Below are 15,718 nucleotides of genomic sequence, written 5' to 3'. Positions count from 1 at the left end.
CTATTCTCCCATGAGCTGGAGGACCAGATTTCTAGTTCGTGGTCTGGTATCAAAATCGATCAAAACGACTTGTTGCCACGTGCCCAGGGTTAAGGCACCATTCACGAACGGAATGGTCAGCGAAGGCCCCTGTAACTGACCGCGAAGGTGGGAGTGGCCGTTATCTTCTCCGGCGTTCCGCGTATTATGTTCTAAATGAGGATCAGCCGGTATGGTGCGGTTCCAAAATTTTTTCGTATCGGCACGAATGCCTGGCTCATCTTCGATGATCATGACCGAGGCCGTCGTATGTTGCACGAAGAGGGTGAGTATTCCACCTTGAAGGCCGGACTCTGCGAGTATGCGTTGAATGTGCCCTGTGAGGTTCTCGATGTTCGAATCGCCGGTCATGGAAATGTTGAGGGAGTGAGTGATGACGGACATGGGCATCCTTAGCACGAGACGGTTTGTAAAAATTGTTGATCGGCTGGTGAAAGGGTGCCCCCGCGCGCCTGTCGTAAAACCGACGTGAAACGCCCTTCCCTGGTGAGCCGGCAGATGAGATCCAAGACCTCTTGACTGACGATCCGCTGGGAGGTGAGTTGACGGAGATAGGTGAAGGCGGCGGCAAAACTTTCTTCTGCGCGCGCGTAATAATCTTTTCCGCGCCGGTGATTGCTATAGGCTTCCAATTGTTCGCAGGCGACTAAGATTTCCGCGAGTTGGTGTGTCCAGGGGGCAGCGCGTTCGAGTTTTTCCGGGTAATAGTAGTACAACATGATGCGTTCCATCCAGGGCGACCAGGGGATGTCCATTGTGGCGATGGCCGTTTTCACCGGACGGAGATATTTTTTGAGGCGTCGGGCAAATCCCAACCGCATGTCGATGTGATCTTTGACCGCAGGGGTGAGCTTCACGCCTCGGGCTTGGAGTTCTGCTCCATACTGGGCGATGAAGGCGTGCGATTCACGGCCATAGGGGGTGTCGGGATAGCGGGTGCGCCATTCCCGCGGCCGGGTCGGGATCTTCTGTTCCTTGGCCCATGACCAGATTTGGCCGAACAGGACCGGATCAAGCCCGGCTCGCCCCATATCATGCAGCAGACAGGCGGCTTCAAATTGACGGAGTCGGGAGAGTGGATGTCCTAGAGCCGCCGCGACCGCCACACACATGCGTGACGTCCGGAGCGCATGCGCTTTGTCATATCCGGGAATCATGCGATCGGGTCGGGTGGGATGCGGCCGGTCGTACCATTTCAGCAGCGAGACCACCTGTGTGCGGGTGAGAACGGTGTGGGTAGATTTCAATGTTTGCCGGGAAACAACGGCTAGAATGATATAATCCTCATGACAAAAAGCGTAAGGATTATGCAGTGTATAAGAGTGTGGCAGGATATCCCAGCCCTGGGGAGCTGTCAAGAAACCGCTGGGGCACCTAACATGGGACGGCTATCCGATAACGAACCACTACGATGCCAATTTCCCCGGATGGCGGGCCGGGGAGGGCGAATGACTTCTGCCGTCTGTGCTTCCCTGCAGTCCATGGAGGGTTGGAGTCATTCTTACATTTCCAACGGATTTCGGTATGATGGAGAAGTAATTTTCATGGTTCCCATTCCTCACGTCACACACACAACGGTTAGGGTATCTGCTCATCCGAGGAGAGTCATGTAGTGCGATGGTCCGGCAAACAGATGTTCTGGTGGGGCGCATTCGCTGCCCTCATCTTGACGATTGCGCTGATCGTGCTTCCCTTGTTTTTAAATCCCGATTATCTGAAGAATCTGGCTCTGCAACAAATTCAACGCACGTTTGGTTCGCACGTGACGGTGGGACAGACTTCCTTCGCTCTATTTCCCTCTCCGCATTTTTTGGTTTCGGACATTGTGGTTCAGGAGCAGCCTGAGTCGCATGCGGTGTTTCGTGCGAAATCCATGAGTTTGGACCTGGGAATCTGGCCGTTGCTCATGAAAAAAATTGTGGTGCGGGAGTTTTTGGTAGAGTCTCCCGAAATTGAATTGCGTCGTGAGTCAGGGGGGGAATGGCGTTTTCTGAGCTATGCCAGCAATGATTCGCCCATTGTGTCCTTAGCGGAATTTCTGGTGCTGGGAAAATTTGAGGTGACGGACGGCAAAATTATCGTGATTGATGAGTCACCTCGAGAAAGCGTTCGAGGATTTGTTATTGAAGATGTGGCCTTCGTCTCTGAGACCAGTCATGAAGGGTCCTCAATTGACTCGACGTTCGATTTGTCTGGAAAAATCCGTCAGACCGAAGAGTTGGCGCCTTTTCGCATCAAGGGGGAACTTGAGGCGCTTTGGGAGACTCCGCTGCATTCCGTCATCAACGAGCCGGTTGGTTTTGAGCAGATTACCTTCTCCGGGAAGGTGAGGGCTGATGACTTGGAGATCAAGCAAATTGGGGAATTCCTGCCGAACGGTCAATCGCTGGTGGAGGTCCCCGGTACGCTGTCGGTCAAGTCTCAGGTCACCTGGGTCCAGAATGCGAAAACTTCCCGACTTTCTCTCTCTAAAATTAACCTGTCCAGTTCTTTTATTGATTTGGATGGTTCGGCCAATACTGAAATGCTGGAAGACGGACATCATATGATGGGGTTCTCCATGCGATCCTCCAATGTGGATCTCGACATGATTCGACAATATCTGCCCAGGACGTGGATGCCGGATGACCTGCTGCCCGTATGGGGCACAGGCGAGTGGGGAGGCGGACTGAATATTGCCGAAGCACGGGTTACCGGCTCCACGCGTGAAGATGTGAGGACTTCCGTCACCGGCACGTTTCGTTTAACCGATGGCTATCTCCGTATTCCTGATTGGCCTACCACCGACCACATCCAAGGGACGGTGGTGGTGGAACCCGATCGAATTCAATTGTCCGAGGTGCACGGCATTTATGACGGTATTCCGGTTGAAGTGACGGAAGGCCTCTTTTTGTTAAAAGAGTCAGGCCCGTGGGGGAATGTGGGCATTCAAGGGCCTGTACCTGCGGAGAAGGTTCGACAGGTCGTGACGCAGTTGGGAGCGCCAACCGATTTTGGTCTGTTGAGTTCATGGAAGGTCTTGGATGGCACCGGCCTGCTTCGCCTGCAGTTTACCGGTAATCTTTTGGAATCTCCCGGATTGATGTTCCAGTCTGGTGAGTTTAATCCTGAGGGCCTGGTGATTCAGATTCCGGGTCTTCCTCATCCTTTGACTGAAGGCCACGGTACGATTATTTTTTCCCGGGAGAGTACCGTGTTTCAAGGCATACAGGGAAATGTGGGTGCCTTCCCACTGGCGTTGAATGGGACTATCAACTATCAGGGAGTCCCCCGGTTTGATTCGCTCACCATTCAGGGCGGGTTTGCCGGTGAGGACCTGTTGCCGGTTTCCGAGACTCAGGCGACATCACCTGGGATGCAAATGACCGGTCCGCTTACCGCCTCGGTCATTCTGACCGGTCCGACCGGTCATCCCAAATTGAAAGGGTGGATTGATGCGCGAGACGCTCTCATTGCCGTACCGTCTCTTTTGCGGAAACATGCGGGTCAGGATGGACGCCTTGAGTTTGAGGGACAGTTCCGTCCCGGGAGTCGGGTGCATTTTGAACGAGTGGAACTGATCATGCTGCCTCTACGTCTTCGGGGACAGGGGACCATACGGTATCGCCCGAAGGTCACCTGGGAGGCCCGGTTTGATTCCGGACCGGTGTATTTAGGTGTGCTGCCGGAAGGCATCCGTGTTCTGGGAGATATCATCCAGTCAGGAATTCTCGAAGTTCAACTGAAAGGCAGCGGACGCGGAACCGATTGGACCCAGTGGAACACCAAAGGTTGGGTCGCCTTAACCGAAGGGGTCGTGGCTCTTCGCGGGATGACCGATCCAATTTCGAATTTGTTTGTTCGACTGAAAGTGGATGAGAATCTGCTTGATCTGAAGCGCATGGAGTTTCGCCTGAAAAATAGTGAAGCCGTCATCACGGGATTTATGAAAAACTGGAAAACCACACCGATCGTCAGTGTCCTGTTTGACTCGCCTCAATTCGATATTGATTTACTGATTCCCAAGGAAGGACGATCAGCCATCCGGGATGGGATCGAGTGGTTAGCAGCGCATGGATCGCTGGAAGGTTCTGTGTATATCGACCGTCCGAGCTATAAGACGCTTTCCGGAAAAAAATTATCGGGCGTGTTGAGGATTCATGACAATCTGGTGTCAGTGGATAAAGTGCAAGCGATAGTGGCGGAACATGGCACCGTCGGGGGGCGGTTCTTTGTTCATCTTCCTGAAAATCGACCGGCCGCCATGCGCGCGTCATTTCAGGCGAAGGATTTGCCTTTTGAGAACGTCTTGAGTCTCTTTGGCGAGGAACGTCGATGGATCACCGGAAAGATGGCTGTGCGAGGCATGCTCCAAGGCCATGGGCGGGATGACCGCGGCATCATTCCCACTCTCAATGGAAGTCTTGAAGTTTCGCTGGGCGAAGGCTATATCCGTAAAGGCACTATTGTCCCGCGAATATTGACGCTTTTAAACTTACCGCATGTCCTCAGGGAAAAAGTTGATCTTGAAGCGAATGGATTTCCGTTTACGACCGTGAGCAGCAAACTTACGGTGGAAGACGGTGTATTTTCCACCAAAGATATGTTGATACAGAGTCCAATCATGAAAATCTCGGCGGCAGGCATGTATGACTGGAAAGGTGATCGGCTTGAAGGCATTTCCGCCGTCAGCCCTTTTGGGGCCTATTCGGATCTCTTGAAAGACCTTCCTCTCTTTGGACGAATTTTTTCCGGAGATCGGAAGGGCATCGCCACAGCCATGTTTTCAATTGCAGGACCGTTGGGTGAGCCGGAGGTCGAATATCTTCCCATGGAATCCGTGAAAACAGGGTTGACCGGTTTGGCCAAATTAGCGTTTGATGTTTTGAAAAATACATTGACTCTGCCCTATGATTTATTGAAAGGCTCTAAGGGAGACGAGGATTCCCTCTCTCCTGATTCCAACATATCCGGCGTACCCGGTACCTTGTGAGCCGCGTATCTTTGCCGATGCGACTTTCTGATGGACCTTGAGAGAAAGTGGGAAGGGTGATGAACCAATTGAGGTGGCGAGAACAGATCGAGTGAAAGGAAGCCAGGATGATTCCAACGGTTGAATGGAAAAATAATCATGTCGTGATTCTGGATCAACGGGCCCTCCCCGGAGAAGTGCGATTTCTTCATTGTGGCACCTATCAGGAGGTGGCTGAAGCGATTCGGAATTTGAGCGTACGGGGTGCGCCTGCCATTGGAGTGACGGCGGCTTTGGGCATCGCCTTAGGGGCCCGGCAATGTGAGGAGACTCAGCATGAGCGGTTTTCCGGCTATATGGAAGAGGTCTGTCGCACGCTGGCCGCGACGCGTCCGACCGCCGTGAATTTATTCTGGGCCGTCGACCGGATGAAACGTGTGATGACGGATATGTCCAGTGCACCTGTTCAAGAAATCCAAAAACGATTACAGGAAGAAGCTCTGGTTATTTTGGAGGAGGACCTTCGGGTGAACCGGGCCATTGGCACGTTTGGCGCCGCAATTATTCGTGATGGAGATCATATTCTCACGCATTGTAACGCCGGAGCCCTGGCAACGGCAGGCTATGGAACGGCTTTGGGAGTGGTCAGGGCGGCCTGGGAGCAGGGGAAAAAGATTCGGGTCTTTGCCGATGAGACCCGACCCGTTCTCCAAGGGGCCCGTCTGACGGCCTGGGAGCTTCAGCAGGATGGTATTCCCGTGACCTTGATTACCGATAATGCGGCGGGGGCCCTGATGCGACAGGGCCGGATTCACTGTTGCGTCGTGGGGGCTGACCGGATTGCTGCCAATGGCGATGTGGCCAATAAGATCGGAACCTATTCGGTGGCGGTCCTGGCCCATGCCCATGGCATCCCTTTTTATGTGGCCGCCCCTTCATCGACCATTGATATGGAAACAGCGGATGGGAACGGTATTCCCATTGAAGAGCGGAGCCCGTCCGAAGTGACCTCTTTGCATAGTGGGCAAATGATTGCTCCTCACGGTGTGGAAGTCTGGAACCCGGCATTCGACGTGACCCCGGCCGACTTGATTGCCGGTATCATCACTGAACGGGGTATTTTTGCTCCACAAGCCTTATCCGAACATTTTTCGTCGACCTGTTCCTGATCGGGGGCACCGTCAAAAGATACGACTTAAAACTTTAGACAGATCAAGGAGATTATACGGTTTGGCAATAAAACCTGAAAATCCGAATTGGCTGGCATGCGCCATGACCGGGTCGTTGGAATACCCGCTTGAAACAATCACTTTGGCATCTGGATCATAGTCTTTAATGAGGCGCAACGTTTCCTTCCCTCCCATTCCTCCGGGTATAGTGAGATCAAGAATGGTGGCCACATAGGGATTGCCGTCCTGAACGGCACGAGTATAGAGCGCAATGGCTTTCAGCCCATCGTCGGTATAGTCCACGTCAAATCCGAGGTGCTCGAGCATTTTCCCTAGCACATCCTGGATGTCCTCTTCATCATCCATCACTAAAATCCGTCCTGTTCCTTGCACGAGGCTTTCCGGTGTCTCCTCGTTTTTCGTCGTCAGGGAGGTTGAAGCGGGGAGATACAGGGTGAAGCATGTGCCGTGGCCGAGAGAAGAGGTCACGGTCACATGCCCTCCATGTCGTTTCATGATGGAATAGGTCGTGGCGAGGCCCAGTCCGCTCCCTTTTTGTTTGGTTGTAAAGTAAGGATCAAAGATCTTTTGGAGATGGTCGTCAGGAATGCCGATCCCTTGATCAGCGACGGATACACAGACATACTTGCCGGATTTGAGAGGAAGGGTGGATTGAGCGTTCACCAGAAATTTCTTTGCGACGACGCTAATGGTGCCTCCCTCCGGCATCGCCTGGTCGCTATTAATCACAAGATTTTGTATGACCTGACTGATTTGTCCTTCATCGACCTCAACCGGCCAGAGGTCATCGGGAAGATGCGTGGTGCATCGGACGGCAGAGCCTCGTAAGGCAAATTGAATCGTGTCGGTAATGATTGAGGCCACCGATGTCGTGCTTTTAACCGGAGCCCCTCCTTTCGCAAAAGTCAGCAGTTGCTTGGTAAGGTCCCGCGCACGCAAACAGGCTTTTTCTGCCGCCTCCAGTCGTTCAATAACTTTCTCTCCATGGGGTGGCGTATGTTTGGCCGTGACCATTTTGGCCAGCCCGATATTGGCAAATACGGACGTGAGAATATTATTGAAATCATGCGCAATCCCGCCGGCCAGTAACCCAACAGACTCGAGTTTGGTGGCACGTATGCGTTCTTCCTCCAGGCGTTTCCATTCCGTGATGTCTCGTGTCACGATCACGCCCACGACCGTCCCGACGCTGGTTCGGAAGGGATGGATGTGACTTTCAAACCATCGCCACTCAGACTGTTTCGTTTGCAACCGGCATACCATATCAATTTCCTGAAGTGCCTTGAGATGAGAATGAAAGGACGCAGATAAAGGCCCCCGTTCTTCGGGATGGACAAAGTCAAAAAAACTTTTTCCCAGCATGTCGGCAGCCCCATAGCCCAGGACCTTGAGACAATTTGGTGTGACGTACTGACATTCACCCGTCGCGGTGGTTTCAATGATTAAGTCATAGGCATGTTCCACGATGGCTCGATAGCGCTGCTCACTATCCCGCAAGGCATCTTCGGCTTTTTTACGTTGGAGTTCACCTGCCGCTCTAGCTGCAAAGAGTTGAATGATGGATTGCGCCACATGAATGTTGCGAATGGCCATTGGACTAAAGATAAACAGGAGCCCGATAATTTGTCCCGTCTGGCCACGGAGGGCCGTTCCCAAATAGCTGATGATCGACCATGACCCGAGAGGGGAGTCGGGAGGAAAGAGCGGCGATTCCAAATTGTCCCCATGGCATCCTTTGACTTTCAAAAGTTCTTCAAAAATCCTGGGAGGTGGCGTCCAAGGCATATTCTCGCCAAAGGTCCCGTTGGACCAAATGGCGACAGTTTGGGTGAGCGGGTGAGTCGGCGATTCCAATTCCGCTAATATGGCATAGGGCACATTTAGGGCCTGACAGAGATCTCTCACCAGAAATCGCAAAAACGCCATACTGCCGGGAGCCGGATCACTTTGGGCTATTTTTCGCAGTGCTTCATCAATCCGTTTGCGTTCTGTAATATCTTTAACCACAGAAATGGCACCCCATTGAATGCCATTGGAGTCGAAGAGGGGGTAGCATGAGACCAGGAAATCCCCTGGGAGAGAAGGAAACTGTGTTTCCACCACCGCAGACAGGGCGCCTGCTAACACCGTTTCCCATGGCGGAGGGTTTTTAGGGATGGTCGCTCCATAGTAGGGTATGCGGTAATGTTGTCCGACCAATGGGCCGATTTTTGGTTGGACCTGGTCACGAATGGCTCGATTGGTCCAGACAATCGTCCCTGTGCTGTCTAAAATCATGACATGATCCGTGAGGGCATCAAAGGCCTGCTCCCATTTCTCGACCGACTGCACAGGGGTGGTTATTTTTGAAGCCCCTTGAAGGTTCTTAGTCATGGTGTCTCAGCAGCGCCGCCGCCTCCTGTTCGCTCATGTGTCTCCCGCCTCTGATATCGCTACCAGACGACTTTCGCGAATAATTCTGCCAGATGGGGATCGACACTTTTGCCCGCTTCCTGGCGAATTTTTTCTCGTGCTTCCGGGACGGGCATAGCCCTTTGGGAACCATAGCCGGTCACGAAATGATCGAAGATATTCGCCAGCCCGACAATGCGTGCCGACAAGGGAATTTGTTCGCCGATTAATCCATCCGGATATCCGGACCCATTAAATTTTTCATGGTGATGGAGGATGATCTGTTCGACACAGGCATGAAATGGAAGGCCCTTCATCATTTTGCCTCCGATGGCGGGATGGCATTTGAGAAGTTCCTGGTCTTGTTCCGTCGGGGAATGAAGTCCGGAAATGAGGTGATCATGAATGCCGATTTTCCCGATGTCATGGAGATAGGCCCCGAGTTGTATGCCCTCCTGCTCCTCCTTGGTTAATTGAAGATGTTCAATGAGCAGAGCGGCATAAAAATTCACCCGGCTTCCATGTTGAATCAGTTCGGGGTGTTTGGCTGCCAGGAGGGTTTTAATATTGGCCAGGGCGGATTTGACATCGATCCCGGAAGCCCAAAGGCTTCCAAATGCTTGCAACGCGGCTTGAAGGGAGGAATAACGGCGACGGCGATCGAGCGTGTTATTGATTGTGTCAAGCAGCTCGGCCACATTGAATGGCTTGAGAATATAGGCGGCCACCCCGTGGCGGATGGCTTCGATGGCGGATTGGAGTGTGCCATATCCGGTGATGATGATGATATCCACATCTTTCCCGTCTTTCCGAATCTGAGAAAGAAGATCGTTTCCTGACAGATCAGGGAGTTTTAAATCGAGGGTGATGAGATCAATGGGGTGGGTTTTGAGAATTTGATGCGCAATTTCAGCCCGATCAACCGTAAAGAGATTGAAGTAGGGAGAAAGAATTAATTTTAAGGCCTCGCGCGGACCTTCCTCGTCCTCAACAATTAAAATATTTGCTTGAGGGACGGAGGATTCAGTACCAGTAGTTTCCATCAACGACTCCTTTTCCAAATGAAGCGACCCATGAAGACAGTAAAAAAAATAAATAGTTCATGAGAGCGTAACTGTTCGCTTCTTAGGATGAAGTCGGAGTGATTTCCTACTCCGTGTGAGGATACCATCATGTTTAGTGGCGATTCACCTCCTGACGACAAAACCGGTTCTCTCCAGCCGAGAGATGAGGAGGGAACAACCGGGGATAGGGAAAAAGAGCCGTCATCTTATAAATTTTCAGATTTTAAATGAAATACCCGATCTTTGACTGTCAGATCTTGAAATAATTGGTTGAACAAATCTTTGGCGACATGATTGGTGAGTTCTTCAACATCCTTGGGATTGAATGTCACGACGCTGTTGGTCCCATTCGCGCCGAGCACCATCCGGACAGTGCTGCCATCCGCCGCATTTTTTGCTTCAAAGGCCACGCGCATTTTGACCTCAATATCCGTAAAGCCAAACCCGCTTTTCGCATTCGTCTCCAAGACCAAAATATCGCCTGTCAGGGTGACATCGGCCGGAGCACTTTCCGCCTCGGTTTCAGATGTTGTCGCCCGGGAGGCTTGCCACTTTTCCTGTTGAAGGTATTCCAGGGCAAGATCCGCCATACCCTCGCCGAGGTCCCCATTCCAGGCATTAAAGTGAGTTGCACCTCCCCAAAAATGCGTCCGGGACCCAAGACGAGTTTTCTGTGGTCGTTTATCCTGAAACGGTTCCACCAGAATGGTCAGATCTTCGTGAGGGTTGGTCGTGACCTTCGTTGTGGACGGGAGGGCATGGGGATCAAAATTCACGGTTTGCCCGGACCCACCACATCCTACGACCCCTAGGCTGGCAATGAACACCATGATAAACCACTTGGCTTGCGTCTTCACTCGTGGAACCTCCATGTATAGAAAGTGAATATCAGATGAGCGTTTATGCTGTGACGGGAGAGGGATGTTGCTGCCGATACCCTACCATGTCTGCACCACACATCCATCCTCAATGTTGGAAAGCGTAAGAATAATAAACCTGCAGGATTTTATCTAGTCTTGCGTTGATTGTCAGTCATGAGCATGAATGAATGATTCCAGCACAATGCCACCTTATGATGAAGCATGATCTGTCTTGACATTGCCGTAAACCACTTGACACTATCATACCTGGTTTGATTGTTAATCCAAAGGAAATTCTTCATGTGGAAGCATAATTTTTTGTTTCGAGCCGAAGGGGCGGTGCCTCTGGAGCAGACCGAAAACGAGTTATTTCATGATACGGACCCGGCCCTGGATAGTTCAGGCTTGCAGATGGATAAATATATTTCCGTCTGGCTTCAAGGGGATGGCGATGAGACCAAGCCACTGGTCTATACGACGGTGTATGTTCGAACGGCCACGTTAGATCCCGAGAAAGGGGTTGGATTTCTTCAGCCGCTTCAAGGACGGACCCACCAAATAAAATCCATGTTGTCCTCCGCGCAGAAAATGTATCTTCGGCAGTGGTTGTCGAGTTCCTATCCCCCAGCCTGGGAAGAGTCTGATGACCACTTTCAGTCAATTTTTTCAGAACCCTGACCTCCTCCTCCACGCTGGAGGACGATCGATTTGTGCAATCGGACTGTTGATAAATCGGTTTCCCGCTCACCCTGGTGGTGCGGGAACAGGTCGAATTTTTTTGTGAAGGGATGCAAAGGTATTAGTCGTGGACCTACAGACACAGGTTGTGATCGTCGGTGCTGGTGGCGGGGGAGCTGTCCTGGGCCTTCTCTTAGCCCGAAAAGGGATTGCCAACATTGTTCTGGAACAGGCTTCGGGGCCTCCGCAGGGCTTGCGGGGGGAGATTCTTCAACCCAATGGACAGCAAATTCTTCAGGGGCTCGGCCTCTTAGACCAACTGCCTGTTCATGCCTACAAACCGGTGAGATTTTTTCATTTCCGTCAAAGTGGAGGAACGCGGCTCTGTACCATTGACTATGGGATGTTGCCGCCGCCTTTTAATCGGGCGCTGGTGATGTGGCCTCATGTCGTTCATCACACCATTCTCGACGCTCTGCGCCGGGAGAATCCAGAGGGACTTCGGTATGGGGCAACCTTTCAGTCCCTTATCCGCAATGGCAAAGGCATCGTAGGCGTCAAAGCGGACATAGGGGGAAGCCCGGTTACTATTGGATCTCAATTGGTGGTTGGGGCAGACGGACCGTTTTCTGAGGTTCGAGGAGCCCTTGGGATTCCCACGGCACTTCATCGATATCTCGACAGTTATCTCGTGGCCATGTTGGAATCACCAGGTCCACTTGAGGAAGCCCAGTATTATGTGGGCAAAAAATCTATTCTGGGAATTTTTCCTGCGGCCGGTCAAAAGGTCTATGCCTTTTATATGGTTTCGTCCGATTCTCTGAATCAGGTCAAGGCCGATGGGGTGTCGGCCCTTCGGGAAAAATGGAAAACCATTGCTCCGGATCTTGCCCCGGTTTTTGACTCCTTACTGGATTGGAATCAGACGACCTATATGGGAACCGGGAGGGTCCGGGCGAAAACCTGGGTTCAGGATGGGGCCGTCGTCATGGGTGATGCCGCGCATGGGATGAATCCACATGCCTCCCAGGGACGGATGCAGGCGATGGTCGATGCCGTCACCCTCGCGGAAGTCCTTGAGGAATGTCACCGGACCGGAAATTGGTCGACGTCCGCTCTTAAGCGGTTTGAAACACAACGGCGCCCACAGGTCACCATGTTGCAGCGCCTGGCTGATGAAGAGGTCTTTTTCTGGAATACCGGAAATCCTCTCCTAGGAATGCTGCGAGACCGTGTGTTCTCTACGATGGATAAAAATCCGCGTTTGCAATATCAAATCTTGACGGCCACAGCAGGGCTGCGGACCACATCACCATTTGGATGGGTGGATCGGTTTCAAGCTGCAGGATTGTTACCCGATCCCCGGGCCCACCAGATTCCCGATCATGCCCGGTCTGCATAATTAACTCCGGAGTCCATCTTCGTCACTCATCATTTTTCCAATATTTGGTCTGTATCCTATGCCAACAACAACGTTGCAGTCGCTTGAACTTCCCGAGGACCTTCGGGAAATCCTTGAACAATATTTAACGCAGCTTCAGAAGGATTGGGGTGCTGATTTAGAAGGAGTTCTCCTGTATGGAAGTGCGGCCAGGGGAGATTTCATTGCGGGCCGGTCCAATATCAATTTTTTGGTGCTGGTCCGGAAACTTTCAGTGAGCGGGCTTCAGCGTGCAGGGCAATTGCATCGCCAATGGGGTAAGCACCATATCGTCGCACCACTGGTGATGACACAGGAGGACTTGTCCCGATCATGTTATCTGTTCCCCTTGGAATATTTTCAAATGCAAGAGCACCATGTGCTTCTGGTAGGGAAAGACCCATTCGGTGCCGGGCAAATTGATGGGACACAGTTAGGATGGCAATGTGAGCAGGAACTCCTGGCCAATGTGTTTCGGGTGCGGCAACGGTTTGTCGAGGGAGAAGGACGAGCGGAGGCCATCCAGGCTTTGCTGATTTTATCCATTACTGCCGTTCTCCCCTGTGTGCGAGGAATTCTTCGGGCCTTAGGACAACCCTCAAAGAGAAAAGATGTACAGATTCTTGAATGCCTCCCTTCTGCCTTGCAGTTTGAACCCACGGTCCTCCTAGAAATGCTTCAGATGAAGCGAGGCATCAATAGTCCGGGTTCCCTTGAATGGCCAAAGGTGTATGATCGATATCTTCAGACTTTGGAGGACTTGTGCGAACGGGTTCAGGCGGTTCGTCAGAATAGGGGGCTATGACCATGTATGAAAAGCGGTTTGTCGGTCCGCTCATCCTGCTACTCCTGCTGGTTTTCTCTGCACCCTCGCTGGGAATGACTCCCAAGGAACAAAATCTCCCAACCCCACTGGGATACGTGAGTGACTATGCCAACCTGCTTGATGAGGAATGGCACAAACAAATTCGATCAGTGTGCAAAGACCTTGAATCCTCCTCCGGCATTGAAATGCTGGTGGTGACTCTCCCAACCATCAGCCCTCTTGCCCATGCCCAGGAATATGCTTCCCGCCTCTATGAAGCCTGGCGGATTGGTACGGCGCAACAGGAGCGTGGCATTCTGCTGCTGGTAGCTGTCAAAGAACGCCAGGCCGTGGTGGTGGTTGGAAAGAACCTTTTGCCGATCCTCACTCCACAACAATTGGATGAGATTTCTCTCAAGCATTTGCGCCCCATGTTTCGTTCCGGAGAGTATGGGATCAATATCTACAGATCTGCCGTATCCCTTTCGACGTTGGCCGCTCGGGCTCCTATTCCGAAGGACAAACCCACCCCTCAGCGATCAGCCGCTTTTTGGTTGAACATAGGGGTAGTGGTGATGATGTTGTATGCGTTATGGCGGTTCACCCGTCCCGAACGGCGTCATCCCTTTCCCCGTTGGAAAAATGGAGAGTATTGGGGAACGGGCCAGGGGGGATTTGGTGGAAACTTTGGTGGATTTGGCGGAGGAACGGGTGGCCAGGGCTTACGTTGAAGGGGTGACTGAACCTATCGACCATCCCTTTTCTCATCATGAAATATGTGGGTGGATTTTTGGGACCGTTTTCTCGAAATCCGGCTATGTGATGCTCCAACCCTCTCCATGGATTTTTTGAGACTTCTGGAAATGAAATTGTTGGGAAGGTCGATCACGACTAGAAATCCGATATTCCCAGGCCAACTTTATGCCGGCCTGGGAGGATATGGTTTATGACAACATTTTATGATTTTCAAACGTTAACGAACGCACGACAATTTCACCATTTTCATAAGAAATAATGCGACGGGTGGCCGGAAGATCTGAGTTGCCGACCCTGATGTGTGTATCTGAAAAACTGTCGACATTTTTCAGTGACCGGTCTTTTGGTGAAAAATAGTAGACCGTATATCGGGTGGTGAGATGATGGTGATCCTGGGTGACTGCACTATCTTCGACGTTGATGGTAAAAGCCGCTTGTGGCATGTTGCGGTTGATCTGCGTTATGCGGTTGTCCTTCACCCTGTACCAGGAACCCATGCCATCTCCATGAATGGTGATCCGTTGTCCCAAAGGGTGCTGGTCATCTCCCTCTAAAGTCAGGGTATGTTTTCCGTCTGATTCCTGAAAGGTTCTGGGCCCCCGGTGCACCGCAATCATTCCAATTTGGTTTTGAGCCCAGGTTTGTAGTTCCGCATCATCGATGACCACCGTCACATCCCGTGGTCCTTTCACGGTCACAGTCCCTTTGGTTTCTTTCCCGTTGACATTAACCCGAAGGTCGGACTGAAAGCCCTTGAAGTCAGGTTGCCACCGGGCCGTTTTGGCAAAGGCCGCTTGTAGCAGTTCGCGGGCCTTTGGATCATCCTGGACCTCTGTGGTTTGTTTTACTTCTGTATTCTTTTCCATGGCGAAGACTCCTTTTCCTGTGATGTCGGTATGTGACCAGGCTGATTGAGCGAACACTGAGGATCATTATAAGGATCTCAGAAGAGGTCGACAACCGTTTAGATGGAGTGAGATCCGGAGGACTCTTACAATCCTCAGCCTCATTGGTTGTATCGGGAAATTTGCCGTGGCAACAATTACATTTTCCAAAAACCCTCTGTCAGAATCTCATCTTTGCTAAAGGTTTCACTCTTTCCCCGGATGCATATAAAAGGCTAAAAAAGTGGGAGATAAAGGTACGTTGAAAAGAAGGTGGTGTTCGGCTAGGCTGCATCCATAATTTTTTATCTGAGGAGAGAATTACGGGCATAGATGTCCGTGTTTTTCATCCCTTTTACAAAGATGTTTCGCTTGCTTCCACCCCCAAGAGGCATTGCGCATGAACGCCGCAGAGCAACAGGTACATGAAGTCCGAAAACTCAAACGAAGTGAAGCCCATGGTTGGCTGATACATCTTTTTCAGGTCATGGTTTTGGTGGGTCTGTTGTTACCCACCTTCGCGTTGCCAACAGTATGGGCCGAAGATGTCCCCGATGTGATTGGGTTGAGTCAGGGGGCGGCGGAGTCGGCCATTATGGGAGCGGGCCTGACGGTAGGAACCATTACGAACAGTAGTCATGCGTCGGTGCCGGCGGGGAGTGTGATCAGTCAAACACCGG

13 protein-coding genes are annotated in these 15,718 nt (G+C 51.7%); 7 read left to right on the top strand and 6 right to left on the bottom strand.

The window, feature by feature from the left end:
* Positions 1–423, bottom strand: coding sequence for a secondary thiamine-phosphate synthase enzyme YjbQ (locus tag PJI16_01995; protein MDT3776330.1), 423 nt, complete (start codon positions 421–423; stop codon positions 1–3).
* An 8-nt stretch (positions 424–431) separates the two neighbouring features.
* Complete coding sequence (locus PJI16_01990) at positions 432–1,286, bottom strand: hypothetical protein (GenBank protein MDT3776329.1); 855 nt, start codon at positions 1,284–1,286, stop codon at positions 432–434.
* A gap of 365 nt (positions 1,287–1,651) precedes the next feature.
* Between PJI16_01990 and PJI16_01985 the strand changes: the two genes are divergently transcribed.
* On the top strand, positions 1,652–5,011 hold the full coding sequence (locus PJI16_01985) for an AsmA-like C-terminal region-containing protein (GenBank protein MDT3776328.1): 3,360 nt from the start codon (positions 1,652–1,654) through the stop codon (positions 5,009–5,011).
* A gap of 107 nt (positions 5,012–5,118) precedes the next feature.
* Complete coding sequence (gene mtnA, locus PJI16_01980; GenBank protein MDT3776327.1) at positions 5,119–6,159, top strand: S-methyl-5-thioribose-1-phosphate isomerase; 1,041 nt, start codon at positions 5,119–5,121, stop codon at positions 6,157–6,159.
* A 12-nt stretch (positions 6,160–6,171) separates the two neighbouring features.
* Here the strand turns inward: mtnA and PJI16_01975 are convergent, their stop codons facing one another.
* The 3 genes from PJI16_01975 to PJI16_01965 all read right to left on the bottom strand — a co-directional run bounded on the left by PJI16_01975 (position 6,172) and on the right by PJI16_01965 (position 10,492).
* Positions 6,172–8,553 carry a PAS domain S-box protein gene (locus PJI16_01975; GenBank protein MDT3776326.1) on the bottom strand — a complete coding sequence of 794 codons (2,382 nt, stop codon included), beginning with the start codon at positions 8,551–8,553 and terminating at the stop codon, positions 6,172–6,174.
* 59 nt (positions 8,554–8,612) lie between these two features.
* Positions 8,613–9,614: a response regulator gene (locus PJI16_01970; protein ID MDT3776325.1), complete on the bottom strand. Its 1,002-nt coding sequence runs from the start codon at positions 9,612–9,614 to the stop codon at positions 8,613–8,615.
* Positions 9,615–9,841: 227 nt separating this feature from the next.
* Positions 9,842–10,492, bottom strand: a complete 651-nt coding sequence (locus PJI16_01965; protein MDT3776324.1) for a hypothetical protein — start codon at positions 10,490–10,492, stop codon at positions 9,842–9,844.
* A gap of 303 nt (positions 10,493–10,795) precedes the next feature.
* Here PJI16_01965 and PJI16_01960 point away from each other — a divergent pair, with 303 nt between their 5' ends.
* From PJI16_01960 to PJI16_01945, 4 genes are all read left to right on the top strand, one after another.
* Positions 10,796–11,173 carry a hypothetical protein gene (locus PJI16_01960; GenBank protein MDT3776323.1) on the top strand — a complete coding sequence of 126 codons (378 nt, stop codon included), beginning with the start codon at positions 10,796–10,798 and terminating at the stop codon, positions 11,171–11,173.
* Positions 11,174–11,300: 127 nt separating this feature from the next.
* On the top strand, positions 11,301–12,575 hold the full coding sequence (locus tag PJI16_01955; GenBank protein ID MDT3776322.1) for an FAD-dependent monooxygenase: 1,275 nt from the start codon (positions 11,301–11,303) through the stop codon (positions 12,573–12,575).
* A 58-nt stretch (positions 12,576–12,633) separates the two neighbouring features.
* Entirely contained in the window at positions 12,634–13,398 is a 765-nt protein-coding gene (locus PJI16_01950) for a nucleotidyltransferase domain-containing protein (protein MDT3776321.1), read from the top strand.
* Entirely contained in the window at positions 13,395–14,129 is a 735-nt protein-coding gene (locus PJI16_01945) for a TPM domain-containing protein (GenBank protein MDT3776320.1), read from the top strand. The genes PJI16_01950 and PJI16_01945 overlap by 4 nt, the downstream gene beginning before the upstream one ends.
* A gap of 213 nt (positions 14,130–14,342) precedes the next feature.
* Here the strand turns inward: PJI16_01945 and PJI16_01940 are convergent, their stop codons facing one another.
* On the bottom strand, positions 14,343–15,020 hold the full coding sequence (locus tag PJI16_01940) for a DUF3386 family protein (protein ID MDT3776319.1): 678 nt from the start codon (positions 15,018–15,020) through the stop codon (positions 14,343–14,345).
* Positions 15,021–15,438: 418 nt separating this feature from the next.
* Between PJI16_01940 and PJI16_01935 the strand changes: the two genes are divergently transcribed.
* Positions 15,439–15,718 (top strand): PASTA domain-containing protein (locus PJI16_01935; GenBank protein ID MDT3776318.1); only part of this gene is annotated, 280 nt, incomplete at its 3' end.

Origin of the sequence: Nitrospira sp. MA-1 (assembly GCA_032139905.1) — a bacterium.
Classification (GTDB): Bacteria; Nitrospirota; Nitrospiria; order Nitrospirales; family UBA8639; genus Nitrospira_E.
This window is presented reverse-complemented; position numbering and strand designations above follow the sequence as displayed.